The organism is Amycolatopsis roodepoortensis, assembly GCF_014873915.1.
In the GTDB taxonomy this organism is placed as follows: domain Bacteria; phylum Actinomycetota; class Actinomycetes; order Mycobacteriales; family Pseudonocardiaceae; genus Amycolatopsis; species Amycolatopsis roodepoortensis.
Genome location: NZ_JADBEJ010000001.1, coordinates 91,544 through 118,004, shown reverse-complemented (window position 1 = coordinate 118,004; position 26,461 = coordinate 91,544). Strand labels below are relative to the sequence as shown.

Below are 26,461 nucleotides of genomic sequence, written 5' to 3'. Positions count from 1 at the left end.
CCGTTCACCCCTCTCGCCGGCCGCTCACGACTTCAAACACTCCACCAGTCTCGCGGGCTCCCGTTCGCCCGATCTCAACACCTTGAGCATGAGCTCGCCTGGCTCGTTCACGCGCTGCGCGAGCCTGCCACTCTCGTCGACCACCTCACCGCCGTGTACGACCCCGGCCGCGATGACGATCATCAGCGAGAGAAGCTCATCGAGGTCCACCCCGCGGGAGTCGGCCGCGGCGAAGACCGACCATCGTCCCGGGATCTCGGCGTACTCCGGCCCCATGACCATCACCCGTGCTCCGGCGGCACTCCCCCAGCTGAAGCTCCATGTCAGCTCGGCCTCACCGGTGACGACGATCTCGATGTTGTCGACGCCCAGCAGAAGTCGCATCGTCACCGTGGCCACACGAGCGACCGACGCCACCCGCGGCTCCTCGGCGCACCACGCTTCATAGTCGATCGCCAACGTCTATCCACCTTCGAGTAATTCGAGCCCGACGGGCCGCGTCAGCCGGTTAATCTCCAACAGGCGCCGTCGATCCACACGGCGAATGCGCAGCCCCGCACAGGAACCAGTATTTCACTCCGCAGAGTGGCGCATCCTTACCCGGCAGGAAGGCCGGTGACGCCTGGGGCGACGATGATGACTCACGAGCAGCACCTGTCCACAAGGAGATTCCCGGCCCTCGAAGGGTTGCGCGCGATCGCCGCGCTCCTCGTGGTGGTGTTCCACCACGAGGACCGTCGTGGGCCATGGGCAACGGGTGGATCGGCGTCCACCTGTTCTTCGTTCCTTCCGGTTTCCTGATCACCACACTGGCGCCGCGTGAAGAAGACCGAAAACGGCAAGATCTCGCTCGCGAACTTCTATATCCATCGCGCGTTCCGCATTCTTCCGTTCTATTCACCGACTCTGGGCATACACCACCAGCGGACCCTCCGGAGCCACGCCATACCTCCTGACCTTGACGAACGAGTTCCCATAACGCACTGTTCGGCCAGTCGCGGCGCTGAGCTTCCCGAAGCGACTCGGCTGGCGATCGCGCTGGTCGCGCTGATCCCGGTGATGCCGCACGCCGCATCATCATCGGTTGCCCCCTCGCCATCGACCTCCACTACCGCAAGGGCTTCGCGGTCCTCCGCGTCTTCACCCATCTCATCGCCCGCCTCGTCCTGCTCGCGGCTCTCGTGGTCCTTCAGCTCCACGTGATCGACTTCCAGGACGGCGGAACCACGTGCGCCGTACTGACCGCGCCGTTCATCACCTCACTGGTCCCGCGCGGTCCGATCGCCTGGCTCTTCGCCCCCCCGGCGATGCGGTTCATCGGCGAGAGGTCCTACTTCGTGCATCTCTTGTAGGGGTGGCGGCGGCCGTGGTCGCCTTGTCGACCCCCAAATGGGCCCGCATCGGACCTTGACCGCGGTCGCCGTGACCGTCGTCGCCCTGGTCATCTCGGACGTCCTCCGCCACCGGGTCGAGGTACCCATGACCGACGTCGGCCGCAGGATCGTGGCCCACGCAGGCCGAACCCGCCCCGTCCCACGATGCGGGAAAGTCGAACCCGCGCCGGCCAGCAGGAGAGCAATTCAGGCGGAGTGGCCTTGTCCTGATCCGGTAGTCTTGGGCACCAAGGTCGAGAGGCGCTGCAACGGACCGCCGGGTCCGCCACGCTCGGCCCCGGACTTCACCGCAAGGGCGCCTCCCACGACATGGGAGGAGCGCTGGATGGAAACGACCGCCCTGCGAAAGCTGCTGGATGAGCGCATCGTCGTGCTCGACGGGGCGTGGGGGTCGATGCTCCAGAACGCCGGCCTCAAGCCAGAGGACTACCGCACCGAGCGGTTCCAGGACCACCCCCGTGACATCACCGGCGACCCGGACCTGCTGAACATCACCCGGCCGGACGTCGTGCTCGACATCCACCGCCAGTATCTGGACGCCGGGGCGGACATCACGACCACCAACACCTTCACCGCCACCACGATCGGCCAGGCGGACTACGGGCTCGAGCATCTCGCGTACGAGATGAACCTCCGCGGCGCCCAGATCGCCCGCGAGGCGGCGGACGCGGCGGGCGGGAAGTTCGTCGCCGGGTCGGTCGGGCCGCTGAACGTCACGTTGTCGCTGTCGCCCAAGGTCGAGGATCCGGCGTTCCGCGCGGTCACCTTCGACGAGGTGTACGCCGCGTACGCCGACCAGATCAAGGCGCTCGCCGAGGGCGGCGTGGACCTGCTGCTCATCGAGACGATCTTCGACACGCTCAACTGCAAGGCCGCCATCGCCGCCGCCCGCGACGTCGCGCCGCATCTGCCGCTGTGGATCTCGGTGACGATCGTCGACCTGAGCGGCCGGACGCTGTCCGGGCAGACGGTCGAGGCGTTCTGGAGCTCCATCGAGCACGCGGATCCGCTGCTCGTCGGCGTCAACTGTTCGCTGGGCGCCGAGGAGATGCGCCCGCACATCGCCGAACTGTCCCGCCTGGCGGGCACATACACCGCCTGTCACCCGAACGCGGGTCTGCCGAACGCGTTCGGCGGTTACGACCAGACGCCCGAGGAGACCGGCGGGCTGCTCGGCGACTTCGCCACGGCCGGGATGGTCAACGTCGTCGGCGGCTGCTGCGGCACGACCCCCGCGCACATCAAGGAGATCGCCGACGCCGTCCGCGGGATGAAGCCGCGGAACGTCCCGGCCCCGAAGCCGCACACGCGGTTCAGCGGGCTGGAGCCGTTCGAGATCGGCAAGGACACCGGGTTCGTCATGATCGGCGAGCGGACCAACGTCACCGGTTCCGCCAAGTTCCGGAAGCTGATCGAGGCCGACGACCACCAGGCCGCCGTCGACGTCGCGCTGGAGCAGGTCCGCGGCGGGGCGAACCTGCTGGACGTCAACATGGACGCCGACCTGCTCGACAGCGAAAAGGCGATGACCACGTTCCTGAACCTCATCGCCACCGAACCCGAAGTCGCCCGGCTGCCGATCATGATCGACAGCTCGCGCTGGACGGTGCTCGAGGCCGGACTGAAATGCGTGCAGGGCAAGGGAGTCGTCAACTCCATCAGCCTCAAGGAGGGCGAGGAGCAGTTCCTCCAGCAGGCCCGCCGCATCCGCGACTACGGCGCGGGCGTGGTCGTGATGGCCTTCGACGAACAGGGCCAGGCCGACACCGCCGACCGGAAGGTCGAAATCTGCGCCCGCGCCTACGACCTGCTCACCCAGCAGGCGGGTTTCGTCGCCGAGGACATCATCTTCGACCCGAACGTGCTCGCGGTCGCGACCGGTATCTCCGAGCACAACGGGTACGCCAAGGCCTTCATCGACGCGCTGCCGCGGATCAAGGAACGCTGCCCCGGCGTGCACATCAGCGGCGGTATCTCGAACCTCTCCTTCTCCTTCCGCGGCAACAACGTCGTGCGCGAGGCGATGCACTCGGCCTTCCTGCTGCACGCGGTGCGCGCCGGGCTCGACATGGGCATCGTCAACGCCGGGCAGCTCGCGGTCTACGAGGACATCCCCAAGGATCTGCTGGAACTGGTCGAGGACGTGCTCTTCGACCGCCGCGAGGACGCCACCGACAGGCTGGTCACGTTCGCGGAAACGGTCAACGGCAAGGGAACCCAGCGCACGGTCGACCTGTCCTGGCGCGAGAACACGGTCGAAGCACGGCTGAGCCACGCGCTGGTGCACGGCATCGTCGACTACATCGAAGAGGACACCGAGGAAGCGCGCCAGAAGCTGCCGCGGCCGCTGGAGGTCATCGAAGGCCCCCTGATGGACGGCATGAAGATCGTCGGCGACCTGTTCGGGTCCGGCAAGATGTTCCTGCCGCAGGTGGTCAAGAGCGCGCGCGTGATGAAGCGGTCGGTCGCCTACCTCGAACCGTTCATGGAGGCCGAGAAGGAGAAGGCGCGCCTCGAAGGCCGGATCGAAACCCGCCAGGGCAACGGGAAGGTCGTCCTGGCGACGGTCAAGGGCGACGTGCACGACATCGGCAAGAACATCGTCGGCGTCGTCCTCGGCTGCAACAACTACGAGGTGATCGACCTCGGCGTGATGGTCCCGGCCTCGGTCATCCTGGACACCGCCGTCTCCGAAGGCGCGGACGCCATCGGGCTCTCGGGCCTGATCACGCCGTCGCTGGACGAGATGGTCAACGTCGCCGCCGAAATGGAGCGGCGCGGGCTGAAGCTGCCGCTGCTGATCGGCGGCGCGACCACGTCACGCCAGCACACCGCGGTCCGCATCGCGCCCGCGTACGAGCACACGACCGTGCACGTCCTCGACGCCTCCCGTGTCGTCGGCGTCGTCGGCGACCTGCTCGACGCCGACCGCGCCGAGATCCTCGACAAGAAGAACCGCGAGGACCAGGAAGAGCTGCGCGTCCAGCACGCGAACAAGCAGCGGACGCCGTTGCTGACGGTCGAGGAGGCGAGGGCCAACCCGGAGAAGGTCTCCTTCGACGACATCCCGACGCCCGCGTTCACCGGCGTCAGGTACGTCTCGCCGTCGCTCACCGAGCTGCGCGAGATGATCGACTGGACCTTCCTGTTCCTGGCCTGGGAGCTGAAGGGCAAGTACCCGGCGATCCTGGACAACCCGGTGGCGCGGGAACTGTTCGACGACGCGAACGCCCTGATGGACCAGATCATCGCCGAAGAGCGGTTCCAGGCGAAGGGGGCGTACGCGTTCTGGCCGGCGCACTCCGAGGGCGACGACATCATCCTCGAATCGGGCGTCAAGTTCCCGATGCTGCGCCAGCAGACCAAGAAGCCGCTGTCGCGGCCCAACCGCTGCCTGTCCGACTACATCGCCCCGGCCGGCGCGGGCGATCACCTCGGCGGCTTCGCGGTCACCATCCTCGGCGCCGAGGACTTCGCGGCCGAGTTCGAGGCGAAGCAGGACGACTACCGCGCCATCATGGTGAAGGCGCTCGCGGACCGGCTCGCGGAGGCGTTCGCCGAGTACCTGCACCTCCAGGCGCGACGGGAGTGGTTCGAGCCGGACGCCGATCCGAAGCTGGAGGACCTGCACGCCGAGAAGTTCCGGGGCATCCGCCCGGCACTGGGCTACCCGGCGAGCCCGGACCACAGCGAGAAGCAGGAGCTGTTCGACCTGCTGGACGCGGGCAGCTTCGGCATGGCGCTGACGGAGTCGTTCGCGATGACACCGGCGGCGAGTGTCAGCGGGCTGATCTTCGCCCACCCCGATTCGCGGTACTTCACCGTCGGACGGCTCGGCAAGGACCAGGTCGAGGACTACGCGGCCCGTCGCGGCGTCGAACTGTCCACTGTGGAGCAGTGGCTGCGCCCGAACCTCGCCTACGAGCCCGAATGACACAATGATCAGGTGACTGCCGAAGGTTCGGACTTCCTGCAGCTGGACATCGGGGACGCCCCGCCGGGGCGCCGGTCGGACTGGCTGGCGTCGCGGCTGCGGCACGCCATCTCCGACGGCCGCCTGCCGGTCGGCAGCAGGCTGCCCGCGACCAGGGCGCTGGCCGCCGACCTGCGGGTCTCCCGCGGCGTGGTCACCGAGGCCTACCAGCGGCTGGTCGAGGACGGGCACGTCGCCGGACGCGGCCGCGCGGGCACGGTGGTCGTCGCGGCACCGGCGAGGACCAAGGAGCAGACGGCCTCGGGTCCGCCTGCCGCGGGCACGATCTTCCGGCCCGCGCCCGGGATCGGCGTCTTCGACTCGCTGCGGGCGACCCCGGCGAGGATCGACCTGTCCCCCGGCGTGCCGGATCTGACGGCGTTCCCGCGGACGGCCTGGCTCCGTGCCGAACGCACGGTGCTCAACAGCCTTTCGGCGGCGGACTTCGGCTACGGCGATCCGCGGGGCGCGCCCGCGCTGCGGCTCGCGATCGCGCACTGGATCGCCCGCACCCGCGGCATCACCGTCGACGCCGACGACGTGCTGATCGTCGCCGGTGTCGCGCAGGGCCTCGGGCTGCTGGCCCAGGTGCTACTCGAGAACGGCATCTCCGAGATCGCCGTCGAGGACCCGAGTTCCCTGGGCGCCCGTCAGCATCTGCACGACCGGCGGCTGGCGACGCCGCCGATCCGCGTCGACGAGGACGGGGTCGACGTCGGCGAGCTCGTGCGCAGTGGCGCGCCCGCCGTGCTGCTCACACCGGCGCACCAGTTCCCGACCGGGGTCGTGCTCGGCGGGGAACGCCGTCGCGAACTCATGCGCTGGGCCGCGGACGGCGGGCTGATCATCGAGGACGACTACGACGCCGAGCACCGCTACGACCGTCCGCCCGTTCCCGCGCTGCGCTCGATGCTCGCCGAGCAGGTCTGCTACGCGGGCAGCGTGTCGAAGTGGCTCGCGCCCGCGCTCCGGGTGGGCTGGATGCTGGTCCCGTCGCGGTACCGGGACGAGGTGGTGGCGGCCAAACGGTTCGCCGACCTCGGCAACGCCGTCCTCCCGCAGCTGGTGCTCGCGCATCTGATGGAGTCCGGCGAGATGGAGCGGCAGCTGCGGTTCGTGCGCAAACGGCATCGCCGCCGCCGGGACGCGATGATCGACGCGCTCCGGACGCATCTCCCGGACGCCGTGGTGCACGGCGCCGCCGCGGGGCTGCACCTGACGATCACCTTCGACGCGGAGTTCTCCGACCTCGACTTCGCCGCCGCCGCGCTGGAGCAGGGGGTGAAGGTGCAGCCGCTGTCGTGGCACTGTCAGCGGCCGATGAATCCGGGTCTCGTCCTCGGCTACGGGGCGAGCCCGGCGAGCGACATCGCCGAGGGCATCGCCGTCCTGGGCAAGATCAGGCGCTAGCCGCCGAATTGCCCGAGGAAGGCCAGGAGCACGGCCGGGTCTTCGACGTGGGCGTTGTGGCCGAGCCCGGGAAGTTCGACAGAAGCCTCGCTGAGCGCGCGAAGCTGTTCGGGACGGCTCATGGGGTCGTGCTCACCGGCGGCCAGGGCGACCGGGCAGCGCGCCGCCCCGAGGAGTCCGGGCATGTCGGGAGCGCCGACAGCGAAGGCCCGCGGGTCCAGCGCGAGCCGCCAGCCGCCCTCGGTTTCGACGATGCCGTCGGGGTCCGCTTCGGCCAGACCGGTCAACCCGGCGATCTTGAGGAAGGCTCGTTCGGCGTCCTCGCGGGCCGTGAACACCCTGGGCGGTTTCGCCGCCATGTCGGCGGCCTTCGCGAGTTCGGACTCGCTCCATTCGACCTTGACCCCCACCGCGAGCAACCCGTCGACCCGGAGCCCGAACCACCCGCTGGCCAGCGCGAGCCCGACCACACCGCCCAGGGAATGGCCGATCACCAGCAGCGGACCGCGTTCCGGGAGCACGTCGGCGACCGCCGCGGCCAAGCCGCCGAAGGAGTAATGCGTCGAGTGCGGTGAAGCCCCGTGACCGGGGAGGTCGGGCGCCAGCCAGCGGTAGCCGGGTTGCAGCATCAGGCCGTCCCAGACCGCGCCCGTCGCGCCGAGGCCGTGCAGCAGGAGCACGGCGGGGCCTTCGGTTCCGGCGGTGCGCATCTTCAGCTTGTCCACCGGACGGATCTTTCCGCAGTCCCCCGCTCGCGGGCTAGTCTCGGGCCGTGATCACCGATCCGGACGTATACACCCGAGGCGTGCCGTACGAGCACCTCGCGGCGCTGCGCCGGGAGTCGCCGGTCGTACGCGTGGACGATTTCTGGGCCGTGCTGCGGCATTCGGACGTCAAGCACGTGCTGAAGAACCCGAAGCTGTTCTCGTCGCACCTCGGCGGGACGCAGATCCGTGATCCGGCGACCGAGCGGGACCTCGGTTACGTCCGCCGGATGATGCTCAACATGGATCCGCCCGAGCACAACCGGCTGCGGGGCCTGCTCACCAAGGCGTTCACGCCGCGCGCGGTCGCCAAGCTGACCGAGCGGATCCAGGGCTGGGCGAGGGAGCTGATCGCCGGTGTCCGCGCGGACGGCGAGTGCGATTTCGCCGCGGTCGCCGCCGATCTCCCGCTGCTGACGCTCGCCGAGGTCTTCGGGATCCCCGAGCGGGACCGGCGGCTGATGTACGACTGGAGCAATCGCGTGATCGGCTATCAGGACGCCGACTACGCGGTGAGCGCGACCGTCGACGCGGACGAGGTCACCGATCTCGCGCGGGCGGCGCTGGCGGTCCGGCCGGTTCCGGGGCCGGACGGGTCGATGCCCGATCCGCGCACTCGCGAGGGGATGCCGGATCTCTACGCGTATGCCACCGCGCTCGGCGAGTACAAACGCCGGAACCCCGGTGACGACGTGATGAGCAACCTGATGGGTCACGTCGAAGAGGGCGGCCGGGTGTCCATCGAGGAGTTCGAAAACCTGTTCTGGCTGTTTTCCGTGGCGGGTAACGAAACGCTGCGCAACGGCATCCCCGGCGGGATGCAGGCGCTGCTGGCGCATCCGGATCAGTACCGGCGGCTGCTCGCCGACCGCTCCCTGCTTCCCGGTGCGGTGGAAGAGATGCTGCGCTGGTGGACGCCGGTCATGCATTTCCGCCGGACCGCGACCGAGGACGTCGTCCTGTCCGATGTGGACATCCGCGCCGGTGAGAAGGTGGTCGTCTGGTTCTCCGCCGCGAACCGCGACGAAACCGTGTTCGAGGATCCGGACCGCTTCGACATCGGCCGCGCTCCCAACGATCACCTGACCTTCGGGCACGGCCCGCACTTCTGCCTCGGCGCCCAGCTCGCCAGGGTGCAGCTGCGCGCGATGTTCGAAGCGGTACTGGACCAGCTCGGCGAGGTCGAACCCGCCGGTGCTCCGGTGCGGTTGCGGTCGAACTTCCAGAACGGGCTGAAATCGCTGCCGATCCGCTGGTAGCGACGAGCCCCTTCCCGCCCCCGAGCGCGGGAAGGGGCCCATCACCCCCTGGTCATTCGGCCGCGGCGAACTCCGGTTCGGCGACGGTGGAACGGGCTTCGGCCTTGCGCAGGCCGACGATTCCGGACAGGGCCACCAGGACACTGATCACGGCGATACCGGTGACCACGGTGAGCGCGGGCGCCAGTCCGTTCAGCAGCGCGGCCGAGCCGGTGGCGCCGCCGGAGTTCCCGGTCAGGACCGCGGTCACGATGGCGAGGCCGATCGCGCCGCCGACCTGGATCGACGTGTTCAGCAGCCCGCCGGCGAGCCCCTGCTCGTCGTCGGAGATGCCGTTGGTCGCCTGGATGTTCAGCGAGGAGAACGCCAGCATGAAGCCGATGCCCAGCAGGATCATGCTCGGCAGCACCGAGCCGGCGTAGCTGGAGCTCTCGTCGATCCGCAGGAACAGCGCGTACCCGATGACGTGGGCGACGACACCGGCGAGGATCGTGCGCGGGGTGCCGAGCCGGTCGATCAGCGGCTCGATCCTCGGCGAACCGAAGGCCACGATCAGCGCGGCGGGCAGGAACCCGAGCGCGGTCTGCAACGCGGACCAGCCCAGCACGTTCTGCAGGTACAGCATGACGACGAACTGGAAACCGATGTAGGCGCCGAAGAACGTCGCGCCACCGAGGTTGGCGCGGGCCAGCGGGCCGGAGCGCAGGATGCCGAGCCGGAGCAGCGGGTGCTTGCTGCGCTTCTCGATGAACACGAAGGTGACGAGCAGGGCGAGCGCGAGGGCGAACGAGATCAGCGTCCGCGGCGCGGCCCAGCCGATCTCCGGTGCCTCGACCACGGCGAAGACCAGCAGGAGCGAACCGGCTGCACCGGTGATCGCGCCCGGGAAGTCGTAGCCGCCACCGGTCTGCGGCGAGTAGGACGGGATCAGCTTGATCGCGGCGACCAGCGCGGCGAGCGCGATCGGCACCGGCAGCAGGAACGTCCAGCGCCAGCCCACCTCGGTGAGCAGCCCGGAGAAGACGAGGCCCGCGGAGTAACCACTCGCACCGAAGACGGCGAAGATGCTGATCGCCCGGTTGCGGGCGGGGCCTTCGTGGAAGGTCGTGGTGATGATGGACAACGCGGCCGGCGCGGTGAACGCGGCGGCGAGACCCTTGATGAAGCGGGTGGCGATCAGCAGCGCGCCGTCGTCGACGAGGCCGCCGAGCAGGGAGGCGAGCGCGAAAACCGCGACGGCGACGAGGAAGACCCGGCGCCTGCCGAGCAGGTCGGCGGTGCGCCCGCCGAGGAGCAGCAGGCCGCCGTAGCCGAGCACGTAGGCGCTGATGATCCATTGCAGGGCACCGGTGGACAGGCCGAGTTCGGCCTGGATGGACGGGAGGGCGACGGCGACCATCGACACGTCGAGCGCGTCGAGGCCAACGACGACGGACACAGTGAGCAGGACACCCCAGAGGCGCGCGTCCCACCTTGTCGAGCTGGTGGACAGCTGCACGGAAGAACTCATGATCCGTACAGTACATGCACGCGCATCTAATGCAAGTGCATTTAATGACTTTGCATAAAATTCACGTGCATGCTATCTTGGGCCGCGTGAGCGACGTCGCCGAACAAGACCTGCTGCAGGAGTGGCGCGAACTTTCCGCCCGGCATGCGGCGGTCTTCGGCCGCCTCGAGTGCCGCCTCCAGGAGGGCCACGGCCTCGGTGTCACCGAGTTCGAAGCCCTCGAGCGGCTGGTGAACTGCGACGTCGGCAAATGCCGCGCGGCCGATCTGACCGAGGTCGTCCACCTGAGCCAGAGCGCCACCTCACGGCTCGTAGCCCGCCTCGAGCGCGAAGGGCTCGTCCAGCGCGCGCTCTGCGAGTCGGACCGGCGCGGGATCTTCGTCGTCGTGACCGACGAGGGTCGCCGTCGCTACGAAGAGGCGAAGCCGACGCACCGGGCGACCCTCGAAGAGACCCTCACCGTCGAAGCCTGACCTCCAGGCCACCGCTCCTTTGCTTGCCCCTGAAGTACGTGAAGGCCCCCTTCACTGCGTCTAGCGCAGTGAAGGGGGCCTTCACGTACTTGGGAAGGGGTGAAGGTCGAGTTTCCTCGGCTGAGCCGAGGCAAGGAGGCCTTCACGGACCTCGTCACTCACGAGGCGATCATGGTCAGCCCCGGGCCAGCTCCTCACGGATCGCCGGGACGACCTCGTTCCCCCAGCGGCCGAGCGCGCTGTCGGTAGTGGTCCCGTCTTCGACCGGGAAGTAGATGAAGCCCGCGGCGCCGTGGTCGCGCACCGCCGTGACCAGTTCGTCGACCCACTGCTCCGGCGAACCACCGACCCACCGCCCCTCGTCGTCACGCGGCGACGCCGTGGGCTTTTCCGTTATGCGGCCGGGGAAGTTGTAAATGGTGACGACCTCGCCGGGGTCGCGGCCCGCGTCGATGGCTGCCTGGTCGATCACCGGACGGGATTCGGCGAACCGCGGGCTGAGCCAGTCCGCGGCGTGGCCCGGGATCCAGCCGTCCGCGAGTTTTCCGGTCACCGCGAGGGATTTGGGACCGACGGCACCCGTCCACACGGGGGGCGCGGGCGCGGCCGCCGGCACCAGCCCGTCGACGGAGTAGAACTCCCCCTCGAAGGTCACCGGCGCCCCGCCGCCGGAAAGCGCCTTGATCAGGGTGATCGCCTCACCCATCGCCCGGACCGCCTCGGCGGGCGTCCGGTGCGCGACCCCGAGTTTGGCGATCTCCCGCCACAGCCCGCCCGCGCCGATGCCGAGCGCGACCCGGCCGCCCGAGAGCGCCGAAAGCGACGTGATCGTCCTCGCCAGCATCGGCGCGGGACGGCTCGGCAGGTTGGTCACGTTGACCGCGGCCGTGACCCGCGACGTCCGGCCGAGGATCACGCCCAGCGCCGCGTAGGCGTCGAGCCGGTCGGCGAAGTACGGATGGTCGGACAGGCTGACCAGGTCGAGTCCCGCGCGGTCGGCTTGTTCGGCGTGCCGCAGGAGGTCTTCCACCTCGCCGACGCCGGTTTCGAGCCCGAAGCCGAACAGTGTCATCACCACTCCTCAAGTTCGTAGTACGCACTATTTGTATCACGAACTACTTGCCTGTGTCGAAGTAAAGAATATTTGACATGGTGTCTAGAACTCTTTACCTTGGCGCCGTGGCGATGGAAGAGAAACGCGCGTGGATCATGGTGGTGGTCACGGTCTTCGGCTATGCCGCGTACCTGATCGTCGTCCTCCGCCGGGCAGGCTCCGGCCCGCTCGTCGACATCCCTTATGTGGCACCGTTGTTGTGGACGATCGGCGCGGCCATCGTGGCTTCGATCGTGCTGAACATCGCCGCCGCGATCACCTCGCCGCGTGACGCGGGCCGCAAGGACCAGCGCGACCGCGAGATCGGCCGGTTCGGCGAGTACCTCGGACAGTCGTTCGTCGTGATCGGCAGTGTCGCGGCACTCGTCATGGCGATGGCGGAACTGGACCACTTCTGGATCGCCAACACCGTGTACCTCGCCTTCGTCCTGTCCTCCCTGCTCGGCTCGATCGCGAAGATCGCCGCCTACCGCTGGGGATTCCAGGCATGGTGAAACCGACCAAGGTCACGAACTCCATCCGCGCCCTGCGGTTCGCGAAGGGTGAGATGACCCAGGCCGAACTCGCGGACCGGATCGGCGCCACCCGCCAGACGGTGATCGCCATCGAACAGGGCCGCTACTCGCCGTCCCTGGAGATGGCCTTCCGGATCGCCAGGGTGTTCGGCGTCGCGCTCGACGACGTTTTCCAGTACCCAGACCAGGAATGAGGCCGCCGTGAAGGCGATCGCCCAGAACGAGTACGGCACCACCGACGTCCTGACCCTGACCGACCTGCCCGAACCCGAAGCCGGACCCGGCGGGGTGGTCGTGCGGATCCGGGCTGCCGCGGTCGATCCCGGGGTCTGGCACCTCATGGAGGGCACGCCGTATCTGGTGCGGCTGATGGGTTTCGGCGTGCGGAGACCGAAGGCCCGGGTCCGCGGGCTGGACTTCGCGGGCGTGGTGCACGCCGTCGGCGACGAAGTGACCCGGTTCCAGCCGGGCGACGAGGTTTTCGGTACCTGCCAAGGTTCCTTCGCCGAATACGCACTGACCACAGTGGACAAGATCGCCCGGAAGCCCGAGCGGCTCGGCTTCGACGAAGCGGCGGTTGTGCCCATCTCCGCTTTCACCGCGCTCCAAGCGCTTCGGGACCGAGGGCGGGTCGCGCCCCGGCAGAAGGTCCTGGTCATCGGCGCCGGCGGTGGCGTCGGCACCTTCGCGGTGCAGATCGCCAAGGCGTTCGGCGCCGAGGTGGACGGCGTGTGCGGCACGGGCAAGGTCGACCTCGTCCGCTCACTCGGCGCGAACCGCGTTTTCGACTACACCCGTGAGGATTTCGGCGGCGGCTACGACCTCATCCTCGACACCGCGGGCAACCGGCCGCTGTCCTCCTTGCGGAAGGCCCTTACCCCGCAAGGCACTCTCGTCCTCGTCGGGGGCGAGAGCGAGGGGAAGTGGATCGGTGCGGTCGGGCGCAATGTGCGGGCGCTGCTCCTCGGGCCGTTCGTGAAGCAGAAGCTCCGCGGCCTGTTCTCCACGGAGGACCAGGACGATCTCCAGGCGCTGCGGGCGCTCGTCGAAGCGGGCAAGCTGACGCCGGTCATCGACCGGGCCTACTCGCTGGCCGAGGTGCCCGAAGCCATCCGCTACGTCCGTGAAGGACACGCGCGCGGCAAGGTCGTCATCACCGTCTGATGTTCTCCCCCGCTTCGGACTCCGGCCATCTTGGCAGTGTTCGGTGTCGGAGAGCGATCCGCCGAGTGCCGAGGAGACCACCGATGTCCGTCAACCGCCGCGACCTGTTGCGAGGCGCCGCCACCGCCGGTGCGCTGGGGCTGGCCTGGCCGTTGAGTTCGCGGATGACGGTCGCACAGGCCGAGGAGGCCGCGGCGGCGTTGGGCGCGACCTGGGACGAAGCGCCGTTCACCCTCGGGGTCGCGTCTGGCGACCCGGTCCCGTACGGCGTCGCGCTCTGGACCAGGCTCGCGCCGAAGCCGATGGAGTTCGAGCAGCCGCTGGACGACACCGTCGAGGTCGCGTGGGAGGTCGCCACCGACCGCGGGTTCCGCCGCCGCGTGGCGCACGGGACGACGGCCGCCACCGCCGGGCTCGGGCACAGCGTGCACGTCCCGGTGTCCGGGCTGGAGCCGGGCTCTCAGTACTACTACCGTTTCCACGCGCTCGGCAAGGTCAGCCGGATCGGCCGCACCCGCACCGCGCCGGTCGGGCCGGTGCGGCGGGTGCGGTTCGCCTCGGCGAACTGCCAGGCCTTCCACGACGGGTTCTACGCGGCCCACGCCGGGATCGCGCGGGAAGAGCTGGATTTCGTCGTCCACCTGGGTGACTACGTCTACGAGCACGGTCAGGTCGGCGGGAACCCGCTGCGCGACCACGAAGGCCCCGAGGTGCTGACCCTGCCGGCGTACCGGCGGCGGCACGCGCTGTACAAATCCGACCCCTCGCTGCGGGACGCCCACGCCGCGCATCCCTGGTTCATCACCTGGGACGATCACGAGGTCGTCAACGACTACAGCGGCACCACCCCGTCCTTGCGGGCGCGGCGCTCGGCGGCGTACCAGGCCTGGTACGAGCACATGCCGGTGCGCCCCGACCACCCCTCGACGCCGAGGATCCACCGGCAGCGGCGCTGGGGCGACCTCCTCGATCTGTCCATTCTGGATCTCCGGCAGTACCGGTCGGCGCAGAACCTGCCCGACGGCACGATCCTCGGCGCGGACCAGAAGGCGTGGCTCAAGGACCAGGTGACCGGTGCGGGCGAGGCGTGGCACTGCTGGGTGAACTCGATCATGCTGAGCCAGCTCGCGAAGCCCGGCGGCGGCTACATGTTCACGGACCAGTGGGACGGTTTCCTCGCCGAGCGCAAGGAAGTGCTGACCCACGTGGCCGAGAGCGGCCTCGAAGACCTCGTCGTGATCACCGGCGACTGGCATTCCGCGTTCGTCGACGACATCCGTCCGGACTTCGCGGATCCGTCCACCCCGGTGATCGGCACGGAGTTCACCGCGCATTCGGTCAGTTCCGGGGCCTACTCCCCCGAATGGAACGCCACGAACGGACCGAAGATGGGCGCGGCGAACCCGCATCTCAAGTACTTCGAGGGCAACCGGTACGGGTACGACGTCTACGAGGTCACCCCGCGCCGCTGGAGCACGCATATGCGCGTGATCGGCGACCGGCGCGACCCGCGCTCCCCGGTGAGCACCCTGACCACGTTCCACGTCGACCGCGGCAGGCCCGGATCGTACGAGGACCGGTCGACCATCACGTCTCCGGCGCAGTACCGGCGACGCTAGGCCAAAAGGGGAGACGGGAACTCAGAAGAGGGGCGAGCGACGCTCTTTCGGAGCAGCGCGGTTCACCGCACGCGTTCTCGTTTCACCTGCCCGATGAATTCACGACAATTCTTCCGTGCGGCTAACCTTGGCATTCCATTGGGAACGAGCCGCGGGAGAATTCGATGAAGAAGAAAATCGCCGCTTTAGTCATGGCCGCCTTTTCGGCGGCCGTATTCCTGGCCGCCACGCCGGCCTCCGCGGCGACCGAAGGCAAGTTCCCGCCCTACGGTTGCAACGGTGATCGCTACGGAATCCTCTTCGGCGAGGGTATTTCCCTGACCTGCTTCTCACTGCCTAGACACTCGGAGACCTACCGGGTGGTCGCCCACTGCGCGTCCGGATCCTCCTATTGGTACACCGTCGGGCGTTGGGTCCCGATCGGTTTCGGCCCGTCGGCGGCGGAATGTCACGGCGCCCTGCTTTCGAGCGCGTACGTCGCCGGATATCACGTAGACGAATTCTGATATCCGAATGACTCGATGTCGATCTTGACGGCGCGGTTCAGCGTCCGCTCCCGGCAGGTCCCCACCGGCCCACTTCCGCGGTGAGCCACCGATGCAGGGAAAGGGCCAGTTCGACCGGCGCGTCGTACTGGATCAGATGCCCGGCGTCGGGAATGACGTCCAGGAGGGCACCGGGAATGGCGCCGGCGAGCCGTTCGGCCCGGTCCACCGGGATCCACGTGTCGTCGGCGCCCCAGATCACCTTCACCGGCAGCGCCAGTTCCGGATAACGGTCCTGGATCTCGTCGGTGTACCGGACGTCGGCCTCGGCGATCTGGCGGTAGAAGGCGCGTTGTCCCTCCGCGTCCAGCCAAGGCCCGGTCAGCGTGGCCAGTTGCGCGGCGGTGAGACCACGATGGGAGGCCGTCCCGATGTAGGACTCCAGCGCTCCTCGATGCACCACCGGGGGCTGCGCCTGGAAGACCTCGGCGTTCTCCGCGACCAGCCGGAAGAATTCCGAACCCCACGGCCGCAACGCGACGACGTCCACCAGGGCGAGGGAGGCGAATTCCGCGCCGTGCAGCAGCTTCGCGCGCAGTGAAACGGCCCCGCCGTAGTCATGGGCGATCACGTGCGGGGCGGCCAACCCCCAATACGCGAGCAGATCGGCGAAAAGCTCGCCCTGCGTCCCGAGATCGACGGCGTGGCCGGGATCCTTCGACGAACGGCCGTACCCCGGCATGTCCCAGACGTGGACGGCGAATTCCGCGCTGAGCGCTCGCGCGAAAGGCGCCCACAGTTGCGCCGACCACGGTGTCCCGTGACACAGCACCACCGGGGCGCCTTCGCCGAGGCGTTCCCACGCCACCGAACGGCCACGCCATTCGAACGTTCGCGACAACTCCAGCTCGCCGAAACCCATGACCGCGATCGTAGTGGCGGCCGCCCGCTCAGTCCGGCAGTTGCAGTTCCGTATGCCGTTTGGACAGCATCTCCGCCAGCTCCCGGAGTTTGACGTTCATGTTCTGTGAGGTGTGCCGCAGCACCTCGAACGCCTCCGCGGCGTCGATCCCGCGCCGCGCCATCAGGATGCCCTTGGCCTGCCCGATCGCGTCGCGGCTGTCGAGCGCCTGCTGGAGCTGCTCCTCCTGGAGCTGGCCTCGCGTGACCGCGTGTGTCGTCGCCAAGGCCAGTGACGCGTGCGTCGCCAGAAGCAGCAGCACGTCGCGGTCGGCCTTGGCGATGCCGTGCGGGCTGCGCGAATAGACGTTCAGCGCGCCGGAAAGCTGCGAACTCGACGCCTCCGGCAGGAGCGCGGTCGAGACCAGCGAGTGGAACCCGAGCGCCGCCGCGGCGGGACCGAAACGCGGCCACCGGGCGTCTTCCGCCAGATTGTCGCTGAACGCCGCCGCCGGCCCGGAAACCCGCGCCGCTTCGACGCAAGCACCCTCGCCGTACTGGTACTGCAGCTGATCCAGATCGCCGGCGATCTCGTCGGTCCGCACCGGCGTGTGGAACCCGCCGTCCGGATCGAGGAGGGTGACGCTGACCAGATCGGCGCCCGGCACCAGGTCACGCGTGGCGAAGACCACCCGTTCGAGCACCGCCGCGATCGAACCGGAATCCAGCAATGCCCTGGTCAGGGCCACGAACTGAGAGACAAGTGGCCCGGCGATGAGCCGGGCGCCGCTTTCGGAGGTCACCGGCAGGTCGCCGTCGCCGACATCCTCGACGAATCGGTTCTTGTCCTGCTGCCAGTCGAATTCATCGGCCAAAGCCCGCCTCTCCCACTTCTGCACATCGGCGTGATGCACCACGGGAGTCACCGGCGGGAACCGGCGCCGAGCGCGCACCATCAACCGCCGCAACCAACCCGGTTACCGGCGGATCGGCGCTAACTTCTCAACGCTCAGAACCGCTTTCGGAAGCCGACCTTAGCCGAATGCGATCAACCGGCCTACCGCGACCCACGTTCCGCGCGTGCCGGTTCGTGTCTTCCGGCCAGACCGGCGATACCCCGTTCGGCCACCTGGCGTATTCCGCACCAGGACGGCTCATGTTTCGCCCGGCGGCGCCGTGGTACCCGGGGCAGTGTCGCCGAGAACCCCGGGGGTGATCACTGTGTCCTCGCTCCAGGCCGCGGAGCAGCGACGGGTCATCGCCGAGTGCTTCGCGCGTTCAGGGCTCACCCTGGAGCAACTGTGGCTGAGGTACTTCGCGTTGGGCGGTGACGTCGGCGCGGCTGACTTGTCGGCCTACCTGCGGGGTGTGCTCCCCCTGTCCAGGATCCAGCGGGACATGGTGGCCCACGCGGTCAACGAGCGGCTCGACGAGCTCTCCGGCGCGCGGCGGGCACCGTACAGCCGCGACGCCGGGGACGACAGCCGCCCCCGCGGTCTCCTAGCCGCGCTGGTGGGACTTCTCGACGGCGCCCAGCGGGTCTCTCCCGAGCGGCTGCCCGCGATCGTCGCCGCCGCGGGCCGGGCGCTCGACCTGGAGCTGACGGTCTACCTCGCCGACTACGAGCAGCGGCAGCTCCACCCCCTCCCCACCGAGTTCGCACCCGCCCGGGTGCCGCTGCCCATCGAGGCCGGCACCGCCGGACGGGCCTACCGGCACGCCGGCACCGTACTGACCGAGGAACCGGGCGGGCCGCGGCTGTGGGCCCCGCTCCTGGACGGCGACGAGCGGATGGGCGTGCTCGAGATCGGAGCCGTCCAGGGCGCCGACCTCCACGACCCCGCCCTGCGCACCCAGTGCCAGTGGCTCGCGTCGCTGTCCGGCCATCTCATCGCCGCCGCGATGCGCTACGGCGACGGCCTCGACACGACCCGGCGCCGGAGGTGGCGCGGCCCCACCGCCGAGCTGCTCTGGCAGAACCTGCCGCCGTTGACGGCGGCGACGGGCGACTTCGTGGTCGCGGGCGGCGTCGAGCCCGCCTACGACGTTCGCGGGGTGTCCTTCGACTACGCCCTTTCCGAAACGACGGCGTGGTTGGCGATCTTCGACGCGGGCCGGGACACCGGGTCCGCGGGTCTGGCGGTCTCGACGGCGCTCGCGGCCTATCGATCGGCCCGTCGCGAAGGCCAGGATCTACGCGGCCAGGAAAGCGCTGTCGACAAAGCGCTTTCGGCGCAGTTCCCTGACGGCACCACGGTCCGCGGCACGCTGACCGAAGTGGACCTCACCCGAGGCACACTGCGCCACCTCGAAGCGGGTGGCGAACCACCGCTCGTGTTCGGCACCGGGCATGGGCCGACCACAGTGGACAGTGCGCGGCGACCACCGTTCGGCGACGGCGGCCCCGGGCACATCACGACCGCTCGCCTCCGGCCCGGAGAGCTCCTCGCCCTGCACACCGAAGGCCTCACGGGAGCGCGCGCCGCCGACCGTGAAAGGTTCGCGCTCGCCGACAGCCTGGCCGCCGGTGCCGGGCACGTACCACCGGAAATCGTCCGGCGCGTGCTCGACGCGGCGAAGTCCCACCACGGCAGCGGTTTCACGGGCGACGCCGGACTGCTGATCGCGTGCTGGCCGGGAACTCGGTGAACCGGGTTCAGCCGCGGAAATCGACGTCGTCCGCCTTGACCGTCCCTCCCTTCCGGCCCGGCGCGGCCTGATACCGCCAGTACAGATTCGTGTGCGCGACGACCTGCTCCGGCGTCGGCGCTCCCCACTCCGACTTGTCCACGGTCGTGTGCGCGTCACCGACCAGCGTCGCGTCGTACCCGCGGACCATCGCGCCGTGCAGTGTCGAACGGATGCAGGCGTCGGTCTCCGCCCCGACGACCACCAGCCGCCCGACCCCGCGCTCGGCGAGCACCTCCTCCAGATCGGTGTCCTCGAACGAATCCCCATAGGACTTTTCGACGAGAGGCTCGGAGTCTTCGCGGTCCAGCTCGCCGACGATGCGCCACTCTTCGCTGTCCCGCACGAGTTCATCGTCGGAATGCTGCACCCAGACGACCGGCACGCCTTCCCTGCGCGCCCTGCCGACGAGCCCGCCGATCTTCGCGACCACGGCGTCGCGCTCGTGGGCCTCGTCGACGACGCCGTTCTGGACGTCGACGACGAGGAGCGCGGTGTTCGGCCGGTTGACGAGTGTGGTCATCGCGGATATCCCTCCAGGTCAGGCTGCTGCGGCAGACCTTAACCCCGGGCACCGACAAGATCCGTCGATCAAGCGCCCGGGACGGCCAGCGCCTTCGCGTTGCGCCGGACGTCGGACCATGCCCCGTCACGGCACAATCCGCAGGAAGGGCCGAAGAATTCCGCGCGGGCCCCTTCGTCGCCGGAAAGCCAGAACCGGAACCACGCCGTGATCGCGCCACGGAACCCGCCCCCGTCGCCGACGGGCGTGAAATGGGTCGCTCCGCCGAGTTCGCCGTAGATCGCGGGGACCTGGTCCGCCTGGCGGTACCGCGGGACGACCAGCAGCCCGGGCACGACGATGGTGTCGAACTGCCCGCCCAGGAAGAACGAAGGCCCCTTCAGCGCCGCGGCCGAACCCTGCGGTCCGGGTTCGATCGGGATCGTCGTGGTGACGCGGGCGTCCGCGCCGGCGGCGATCGCCCCGCCGCCGCCCTGGGAGTGGCCGGTGGCGCCGATGTGCGCCGTGTCGATCTTCCCTTGGTACGGGCTGCCGGGACGGGAGTTCTCGGCGATCAGCGTCGTGGCCCCGGCCAGCATCTCCTGACCGGAACCCGCGTTCGGCGTATCGGCCGCCGCGACCACGAAACCATGTGACGCCAGATGCCGCAACAAGCCGTCATAGACCTTCGGGCCGGCACCGGTCCCGTTGCCCCACAGGATCACCGGGTGCTTCTCCAGCCGCGAAGGCCGGTACACGGTATGCGTGCTGTCGAGGGCTTCGACCGTCACCGCGTAGGGCCCTGGTTCACTCCACCGGCTCGCGATGCCGGCCTCGGCCGTCGCGGCGGGCGCGATGCCCACGGTCGCGAGCGCGACCATCCCGGCGATCAGTATCCGTGCGCGAAGTCTCCCCATCGTGGCCACCGTCCCGTTCCGTCCGGGCCCCGTTGCCCGCGACGCACCTCCCAGCGTGTCGGCACGGTCACCGTAGGTCCATGGGGCCGATCACAAGATCGGGCGAACGAGTCTTGTGATCGGCCCCAAACCGGGGTCAGCCGATCAGCTGCCACAGGTAGCTGGGGCTCTTGACCGGCGCGACGGCCTTCTTCTTCCAGAGGTACTTGACCTTGCACGGCGGGACGATCCGGTACTTCTGCACGGTGAACGAGCGCGCTTCCTTGTACTGCTGCAACCGCAACGTCTTCCCGGCGGGCACCGTCGCGGAATAGGACCAGGAATCGGACTTCGAGTAGCTCGCGCCGACACTCACGGCCAGCGAGACACTCGCCTTCGCGAAGATGACGCCCGCCTCGGCACTGGTCGTACCCGTGATGGAGGCGTTGACGGACGACGTCGTGGTCTTGTTGTAGGTGATCGTCCCCGGCCCGCGCAGGTAGTCACTGCGGAGATTCGTCTTCATCCAGGCCTTGGCGCCGTTCGAGATCGTGTAGTCGGGCGGATCGTTGACCTCGGGGCAGGGCTGGATCGCGAGCGACCGCGCCCCGGCCCCGAGTGCCGCGGGCGCCACGCACAGCGCGCAACCGAGAAGGACAGAAGCGGCCACCGACCGGAAACGCATCGCGAACCTCCCGTTGTCGATCATGACCGAACGGTAATACGGCGCACGGCGGTGGCGCGGAAATCCAACCTGTTCGAGTTACGGGTCCCGGGTGAAGCGGCGGAGCCCGTCCGGTATAAGTCGGCGCACTGTCCACTGTGGCCTGTCACCCGAAGGCCGAAAGCCCGTCCAGCAGCCTGTCGACGTCCTCGGCGCTGGTGTACGGTGCCAGCCCGACGCGGAGCGCGGGGTCCTCCAGCTTCAGGGCCGCGAAGATTTCGTAGGCGTAGAAGGATCCCGCCGGTGCGACGACATTCCTCTCGGCGAGGTATTTCTGCGCCTCGCACTCGCGGCCTCCGAGGCCCATCAGGACGGTCGGCGTCCGGTCGGCGGCCTTGCCGTGGACGGTGACGTCGTCGCCCAGCCCTTTCTCCAACCTGGCGCGCAGCGTGTCTTCGTGTTCGTGCAACGAGTTCATCGAGTTGGCCAGCCTCGCACGCCGCGATCCGGCCGATCCCGGGTCGAGCGCGGCGAGGAAGTCCACTGCCGCCGTCGCGCCCGCGAGGATCTCGTAGGGCAGCGTCCCGAATTCGAACCGTTCGGGCACGGCGTCGGGCGACGGGAGAAGCTTGTCCGGCTCGACGGTTTCAAGGAGGGACGGCGACGCGCCGAGCACCCCGCAGTGCGGGCCGAGGAACTTGTACGGCGAGCAGACGAAGAAATCCGCTCCCAGCGCGGGAACGTCCACCAGGTCGTGGGCGGCGTAGTGGACTCCGTCCACGAACACCAGCGCCCCGGCGTCGTGGGCGAGTTCGGCGATCCGGCGGATCGGCGGCTTCGTGCCGAGAACGTTCGAAGCCGCCGTGACCGCGACCAGCCTCGTCCTTTCGGTGAGGACCAACGTATCGAGGTCGAGTTCGGTGGTCTCGGGATCGATGTCGAGCCAGCGGACGGTCATCCCGGCTCGTTCCGCGGCCTGGACCCACGGCCGGACGTTGGCGTCGTGATCGAGACGGCTGACGACGATCTCGTCGCCCGCACGCCAGTTTTTGGCCAGGTGCCGGGAAAAGTCGTACGTCAGCTGGGTGGCGCTGCGGCCGTGGACGACCCCTTCGGCAGGCACGCCGAGGAAGTCCGCGTACGCGGCCCGGAAGGCCATGACGGCGTTCTCGGCGTTGAGTTCGGACGGGCTGACCTTGCCCCGGTTCGACAGCGGCCCGGTGAGCGTCCGGGTGATGGCGTCGGCGACGGGCCGGGGTGTCTGGGTACCCGCGGGTCCGTCGAAGAAGGCGGTTCCGCCGGCGAGGGAAGGGAAGTGGAGCCGGAGGGCGGCGACGTCGATGGCCATGCCCTCGACTCTGACATCCGGCGCAGGACCGAGTAAACGCTTCGTGGCCGGAACTTTCTCCCGGCCACGAAGCGCTCGGACTCAGTACAGCTTCAACCGGTACGCGCCGGACTGCGCGGTGCCGGCGAACAGATACCGGCCGTCCGCGCTGATCGCCAGGGAGAGCACCCTGGGATCGGGCAGCGCGCCGGGCACGGGCGACCAGGTGCGGCCGAAGTCCGTGCTGCGCAGCACGCCTCCCCCGGTCGCGTCGCTCGCGAACCACACCCGGAAGTCGAACGGATGCGGCAGGATCCGGCTGATCTCACGGGGGTCCTCGCCGTCGTGGACCCGGCGGAACGTCCGGCCGCCGTCCTCGCTCAGGTGGATGCCCGCGCCGCCGATGAGCACGCGGCCGCCACCCCACCGGCTGACGGAGATCGAACTGACCGGTTGGCTCGTGACATGGGTCCAGGTCTTGCCGCCGTCGTCCGACCGGGACAGGCCGCCGGAGTCCCCGCCCCAGACGCGGTTCGGGTTCCACGGATCACCGGCGAACGTGGTGAAGCCGTTGTCGACCGAGAGCTTTTCCCAGGTCTTCCCGGCGTCGTCGCTGCGGTGGAGCACGTAACCGCTGGGCGCGAAGGCCGAGACGATGATCCGGTCCGGATCGGCCGGGTGAGCGAAGATCGTCCTGGGCAGTCCTTCCTTCGCCTTCGCCGCGAACTGCCAGCTCCGCCCGCCGTCGCCGCTGCGCAGCACGTCGAGCGAGAACCCGTTCCTGGTGACCTGCCAGACCACGTCCGGGCGGCCCGGCGAGACGGACAGGCTCGCGTCCTCGTGCAGCCGGTCGGTGGGGTGCGACTGCCAGACGCGGTCGGCCGCGGAGACCTTGCCGCGCGGGAGCGGGGTGTTGTAGATCTCCTGCACACCGGCCGCGACGACGCTCTCCCGCAGGAGGTTCCCGGTGGTCACGAGGTCGCGAATGGTCTCACCGGGTACGCCGATCTGCTGGTATCCGCTCTTGCCGCCGTCGGCGTAGACGCCGCGGTACAGCGAGGAGATCAGCGTGGTGGCGGGTTTGCCCGGCGCGGCGGGAAGGTCGATCATGTCGCTGACGCCTTCGCCCGGGGCGGGCACCGGTTTGCGGGCCCAGGTGCGGCCGAAATCCGAGCTGACGTCTATGTCGTTATACGTCGAGACGTACAGGCGTCCGCCGACGAAACGCGGTTCGCGCAGGGTCTGCCCGGCGGGCTCGCGGCGCAGCACCGTCCAGGTCTTGCCGCCGTCGGTGGAGCCGTGCAGTTCGGGGCCGACCGTGACCACGAGCCGCCCGCCGTCCGCCGCGACCTGATTGACCTCGCCGTTGGTCCGGTAGACGAGTTCGGCCTGCGGCTCCTTGCCGCTGACCCTGCGGACCGCCCAGAGCGCGTATTCGGGGTAGACCGTCGTGAAGTAGGCGTCGTCGCCGACCATCGTGAGCTTGAGCGCGCCGACCGGCGAGGCGATCCCCTCGCGCGGCCAGGTCCTCGGCACGTCGTTCCAGTGCTCGCCGCCGTCGATGCTGACACTCAGCGAGTCGAGGTTCTGCACCACCACGACCCGGCCCGTCGGGTCCGTGGCCATGCCGAACGCGCCGTCGGGGTACCACTCGCGCAGGGTTTCCCAGCTCTGACCACGGTCGGTGGTCCGCAGCAGCATCCCGTGCCACTCGCCGGGCATCCCGCCGGGCGAGTTGCCCACCGCGAGCATCCGGTCCGGGTTCACCGGATCGGCGAAGAATCCCTGGATTGCGGTGTCCGCCGGCAGGCCCCTGCGCACGGTCCACGAGGCGCCGCGGTCGCCGGAGAGCCACAGGGCGGGCGGGCCGGGCACCATCATCGCGAGCCCGGCGGGCGAAACCGCCAGCAGCCCGCCGACGCTGTTCGGGCCGACCGGGTCCCAGGCGCCGTGCGGCCGCCCGGTCGCGTCGACCTCGGCAGGCGGCGGGGGTTCGGCGGTGGCCACCGACGTCGCCCCGGTGGTCCCGAGAACCGTCAGCAGCCCGAGAACGAACATGCGTTTGGTGATCGATCTCAGTTTCATGCAGGAGATCTTGGCGCAAGATCCGGCAGAGGGATAGAGGATTGGTCGGATCTTTACCCACGAAGCCGGTGCGGCACATCGCCTGCCACCTCGCATACCTGCTTGTCAAGACCCGGCCACCCGCGACCTCCGCGCTCGACTCATCGGATCACTTGCCTTGACAGCTCGTCTCAGCGCGCCGAATCAAGCATGAGAAATGTTCAGTAAAAGCAGAACCAATGGAGATCACCCCCTTGGGGGATATTCAACAACCACAGCTGCCGGAAAGCTGTTAACTGTCGCCAAGAACAACCAGGGCGGCACACTGGGGTGGGGTCACGAGGGGTTTCAATGAATTCGAATTCTCGATTCGCGTTCAGCTGAGGTTCACTCACTTTCCATGCATGCCAACGCATCTACCGGAGCAGGGCGCCCTGCTCCGGCGGCAGACTCCGCCTTTTTTCGCGGCGAGCAAGAATGCGCCGTTCATCAATCAGCCATTGTCGAAAAAGGGGTAGACATGCGCTTTTTGAAAGCATCCGCGGTAGTCGCTTCGGCGGCGGCGGGACTGATTTTCGCCGGGACGTCGGCGATCGCGGCACCGGCGGAATCGGCGCCTTCGGCCGAACCCGCCGCCATGGAGGTGTGCGGGTTCTACGAGAACCACGTCACCGCCTTCTACGCACACTGCGCGGACAGCTGCATCTGGATCGTCGTCGACTACGAGTCGGGCCCCAACCAGTACAAGCAGATCCTGCAGCGGGGCACCGTCGACATCGGCGGGGCGCGGGACGTCAACAACGCGTGGTACTCCCACGTCTGCTGAGTGAACCGGGGTGGCTCGGCCGTGCGCCGGGCCACCCCGGCCTCCATGCGGCTTTCTCCCGGAGCCGCTAACGGACGACGATCGCGACCAGCGCGATGACGAGCAAGGCGAGGTACGCGATGGCGTGGGCACGATCCGGGATGCGGCCGACCACCCGGCGGGTCACGGCGATGGCGGGCAACGATCCGCACAGCAGCGCGCCCGCGGCCACCAGGTCGATGTAGCCGAGGTGAGCGGCGCCCGGGGCCGGGCCCGTCGCCGCGAAGGCGTAGACGGCCGTGCCGATCACCGCCACCGGCAGGCTCAGCGGGTTCGCCAGCGCGGCCGCGTCGGCCATCGGCAAACCCTTGCGCCGCATGAGCGGGACGGTGAGGACGCTGCCCCCGACCCCGAGGAAGCTCGCCACGGCACCGATCCCGGTGCCGCCCGCGCTGGTGGTGAACCCGCCGAGCGCACGCGGCCTGCCGTCGTCCCGCATGCTCACGAACCCCTTCCTGGCCACGCTGTCGGCGATGGTCAGCGCGAGATAGGCGACGAAGAGCCAGCGCAGTACGCCCTCGTCGGCCATGGTGGCCGCGAGGGACCCGAGCACGGCACCCAGGCCGATGAACGCGATGAGCGGCCACAGGTAGTCACGGCGAAGCCGTCCTGTCCGCAGTTGCGCGACGGTCGCGCTCCCGGCGTTGACCACCATCACCGCGGTCGACGTGGCCACCGCCACATGCATCGCGGACGGCGCGTTCTCCGGGTCGGCGAGCGCGAAGGCGTAGACGACGGGCACGGTGACGAATCCGCCGCCGAATCCGAAAAGGACGGTGGTGACCCCGCTCAGGCAACCGAATGCGAGGAGCACCGAGATCTCGATCAGCACTCCTGCGACGGTAGGCGCTTACCGCGCGGCGGGCATTCGAAAG

Annotated in this window: 23 protein-coding genes and 1 pseudogene; 12 read left to right on the top strand and 12 right to left on the bottom strand. The window is 69.0% G+C overall.

Annotated elements, in window-relative coordinates:
• Nucleotides 1-24 precede the first annotated feature (24 nt).
• Entirely contained in the window at nt 25-459 is a 435-nt protein-coding gene (locus tag H4W30_RS00590; RefSeq protein WP_192740992.1) for a hypothetical protein, read from the bottom strand.
• Between the two features lie 174 nt (nt 460-633).
• Here H4W30_RS00590 and H4W30_RS44815 point away from each other — a divergent pair.
• The 3 genes and pseudogenes from H4W30_RS44815 (at nt 634) to pdxR (ending at nt 6,777) form a co-directional block, all read left to right on the top strand.
• Nucleotides 634-1,604: pseudogene (locus tag H4W30_RS44815) on the top strand (acyltransferase family protein).
• A gap of 115 nt (nt 1,605-1,719) precedes the next feature.
• Nucleotides 1,720-5,328 (top strand): methionine synthase, encoded by a 3,609-nt coding sequence (gene metH, locus H4W30_RS00585; protein ID WP_192740991.1) that lies wholly within the window; start codon nt 1,720-1,722, stop codon nt 5,326-5,328.
• Nucleotides 5,329-5,340: 12 nt separating this feature from the next.
• Nucleotides 5,341-6,777: a MocR-like pyridoxine biosynthesis transcription factor PdxR gene (gene pdxR, locus H4W30_RS00580; protein WP_192740990.1), complete on the top strand. Its 1,437-nt coding sequence runs from the start codon at nt 5,341-5,343 to the stop codon at nt 6,775-6,777.
• Here pdxR and H4W30_RS00575 read toward each other — a convergent pair.
• Nucleotides 6,774-7,502: an alpha/beta fold hydrolase gene (locus H4W30_RS00575; protein ID WP_192740989.1), complete on the bottom strand. Its 729-nt coding sequence runs from the start codon at nt 7,500-7,502 to the stop codon at nt 6,774-6,776. The genes pdxR and H4W30_RS00575 overlap by 4 nt on opposite strands.
• A gap of 47 nt (nt 7,503-7,549) precedes the next feature.
• On the opposite strand from H4W30_RS00575, the gene H4W30_RS00570 reads away from it, so the two are divergent.
• Nucleotides 7,550-8,800: a cytochrome P450 gene (locus H4W30_RS00570; protein WP_192740988.1), complete on the top strand. Its 1,251-nt coding sequence runs from the start codon at nt 7,550-7,552 to the stop codon at nt 8,798-8,800.
• Between the two features lie 52 nt (nt 8,801-8,852).
• On the opposite strand, the gene H4W30_RS00565 is transcribed toward H4W30_RS00570, so the two are convergent.
• Nucleotides 8,853-10,310: an MFS transporter gene (locus tag H4W30_RS00565; protein ID WP_192740987.1), complete on the bottom strand. Its 1,458-nt coding sequence runs from the start codon at nt 10,308-10,310 to the stop codon at nt 8,853-8,855.
• An 86-nt stretch (nt 10,311-10,396) separates the two neighbouring features.
• Here H4W30_RS00565 and H4W30_RS00560 point away from each other — a divergent pair, with 86 nt between their 5' ends.
• A complete protein-coding gene (locus H4W30_RS00560; RefSeq protein ID WP_192740986.1) occupies nt 10,397-10,783 on the top strand; it encodes a MarR family winged helix-turn-helix transcriptional regulator in 387 nt (128 codons plus the stop codon).
• Nucleotides 10,784-10,958: 175 nt separating this feature from the next.
• On the opposite strand, the gene H4W30_RS00555 is transcribed toward H4W30_RS00560, so the two are convergent.
• Nucleotides 10,959-11,855, bottom strand: coding sequence for an LLM class flavin-dependent oxidoreductase (locus tag H4W30_RS00555; RefSeq protein ID WP_192740985.1), 897 nt, complete (start codon nt 11,853-11,855; stop codon nt 10,959-10,961).
• Nucleotides 11,856-11,962: 107 nt separating this feature from the next.
• Between H4W30_RS00555 and H4W30_RS00550 the strand changes: the two genes are divergently transcribed.
• The 5 genes from H4W30_RS00550 (at nt 11,963) to H4W30_RS00530 (ending at nt 15,701) form a co-directional block, all read left to right on the top strand.
• Entirely contained in the window at nt 11,963-12,391 is a 429-nt protein-coding gene (locus tag H4W30_RS00550; protein ID WP_318780497.1) for a hypothetical protein, read from the top strand.
• Nucleotides 12,385-12,606 carry a helix-turn-helix transcriptional regulator gene (locus H4W30_RS00545; RefSeq protein ID WP_126736070.1) on the top strand — a complete coding sequence of 74 codons (222 nt, stop codon included), beginning with the start codon at nt 12,385-12,387 and terminating at the stop codon, nt 12,604-12,606. Before H4W30_RS00550 ends, H4W30_RS00545 begins: the two co-directional genes overlap by 7 nt.
• 7 nt (nt 12,607-12,613) lie before the next feature.
• Complete coding sequence (locus H4W30_RS00540) at nt 12,614-13,576, top strand: NAD(P)-dependent alcohol dehydrogenase (RefSeq protein ID WP_192740983.1); 963 nt, start codon at nt 12,614-12,616, stop codon at nt 13,574-13,576.
• Nucleotides 13,577-13,659: 83 nt separating this feature from the next.
• Entirely contained in the window at nt 13,660-15,195 is a 1,536-nt protein-coding gene (locus tag H4W30_RS00535) for an alkaline phosphatase D family protein (RefSeq protein WP_192740982.1), read from the top strand.
• 164 nt (nt 15,196-15,359) lie between these two features.
• Complete coding sequence (locus tag H4W30_RS00530) at nt 15,360-15,701, top strand: hypothetical protein (RefSeq protein ID WP_192740981.1); 342 nt, start codon at nt 15,360-15,362, stop codon at nt 15,699-15,701.
• 37 nt (nt 15,702-15,738) lie between these two features.
• On the opposite strand, the gene H4W30_RS00525 is transcribed toward H4W30_RS00530, so the two are convergent.
• Both H4W30_RS00525 and H4W30_RS00520 read right to left on the bottom strand, forming a co-directional pair.
• Nucleotides 15,739-16,602 carry an alpha/beta fold hydrolase gene (locus H4W30_RS00525; RefSeq protein WP_192740980.1) on the bottom strand — a complete coding sequence of 288 codons (864 nt, stop codon included), beginning with the start codon at nt 16,600-16,602 and terminating at the stop codon, nt 15,739-15,741.
• 28 nt (nt 16,603-16,630) lie between these two features.
• The gene (locus tag H4W30_RS00520) at nt 16,631-17,455 is read right to left on the bottom strand and encodes a GAF and ANTAR domain-containing protein (protein WP_378234782.1); all 825 of its coding nucleotides are present in this window, start codon (nt 17,453-17,455) and stop codon (nt 16,631-16,633) included.
• Between the two features lie 346 nt (nt 17,456-17,801).
• Between H4W30_RS00520 and H4W30_RS44430 the strand changes: the two genes are divergently transcribed.
• Nucleotides 17,802-19,229 carry a PP2C family protein-serine/threonine phosphatase gene (locus H4W30_RS44430; RefSeq protein WP_318780496.1) on the top strand — a complete coding sequence of 476 codons (1,428 nt, stop codon included), beginning with the start codon at nt 17,802-17,804 and terminating at the stop codon, nt 19,227-19,229.
• A gap of 7 nt (nt 19,230-19,236) precedes the next feature.
• On the opposite strand, the gene H4W30_RS00510 is transcribed toward H4W30_RS44430, so the two are convergent.
• The 5 genes from H4W30_RS00510 to H4W30_RS00490 form a co-directional block, all read right to left on the bottom strand.
• Nucleotides 19,237-19,791, bottom strand: a complete 555-nt coding sequence (locus H4W30_RS00510) for an isochorismatase family protein (RefSeq protein WP_192740977.1) — start codon at nt 19,789-19,791, stop codon at nt 19,237-19,239.
• A 68-nt stretch (nt 19,792-19,859) separates the two neighbouring features.
• Complete coding sequence (locus H4W30_RS00505) at nt 19,860-20,687, bottom strand: poly(ethylene terephthalate) hydrolase family protein (RefSeq protein ID WP_192740976.1); 828 nt, start codon at nt 20,685-20,687, stop codon at nt 19,860-19,862.
• 136 nt (nt 20,688-20,823) lie between these two features.
• On the bottom strand, nt 20,824-21,375 hold the full coding sequence (locus H4W30_RS00500; RefSeq protein ID WP_192740975.1) for a hypothetical protein: 552 nt from the start codon (nt 21,373-21,375) through the stop codon (nt 20,824-20,826).
• A 121-nt stretch (nt 21,376-21,496) separates the two neighbouring features.
• Entirely contained in the window at nt 21,497-22,678 is a 1,182-nt protein-coding gene (locus H4W30_RS00495) for a cysteine desulfurase-like protein (RefSeq protein WP_192740974.1), read from the bottom strand.
• Nucleotides 22,679-22,759: 81 nt separating this feature from the next.
• A complete protein-coding gene (locus H4W30_RS00490; protein WP_192740973.1) occupies nt 22,760-24,742 on the bottom strand; it encodes a peptidase S8/S53 subtilisin kexin sedolisin in 1,983 nt (660 codons plus the stop codon).
• Nucleotides 24,743-25,241: 499 nt separating this feature from the next.
• On the opposite strand from H4W30_RS00490, the gene H4W30_RS00485 reads away from it, so the two are divergent.
• Nucleotides 25,242-25,547, top strand: coding sequence for a DUF6355 family natural product biosynthesis protein (locus tag H4W30_RS00485; protein ID WP_192740972.1), 306 nt, complete (start codon nt 25,242-25,244; stop codon nt 25,545-25,547).
• Nucleotides 25,548-25,614: 67 nt separating this feature from the next.
• On the opposite strand, the gene H4W30_RS00480 is transcribed toward H4W30_RS00485, so the two are convergent.
• On the bottom strand, nt 25,615-26,418 hold the full coding sequence (locus H4W30_RS00480; RefSeq protein WP_192740971.1) for a sulfite exporter TauE/SafE family protein: 804 nt from the start codon (nt 26,416-26,418) through the stop codon (nt 25,615-25,617).
• Between the last annotated feature and the right edge of the window lie 43 nt (nt 26,419-26,461).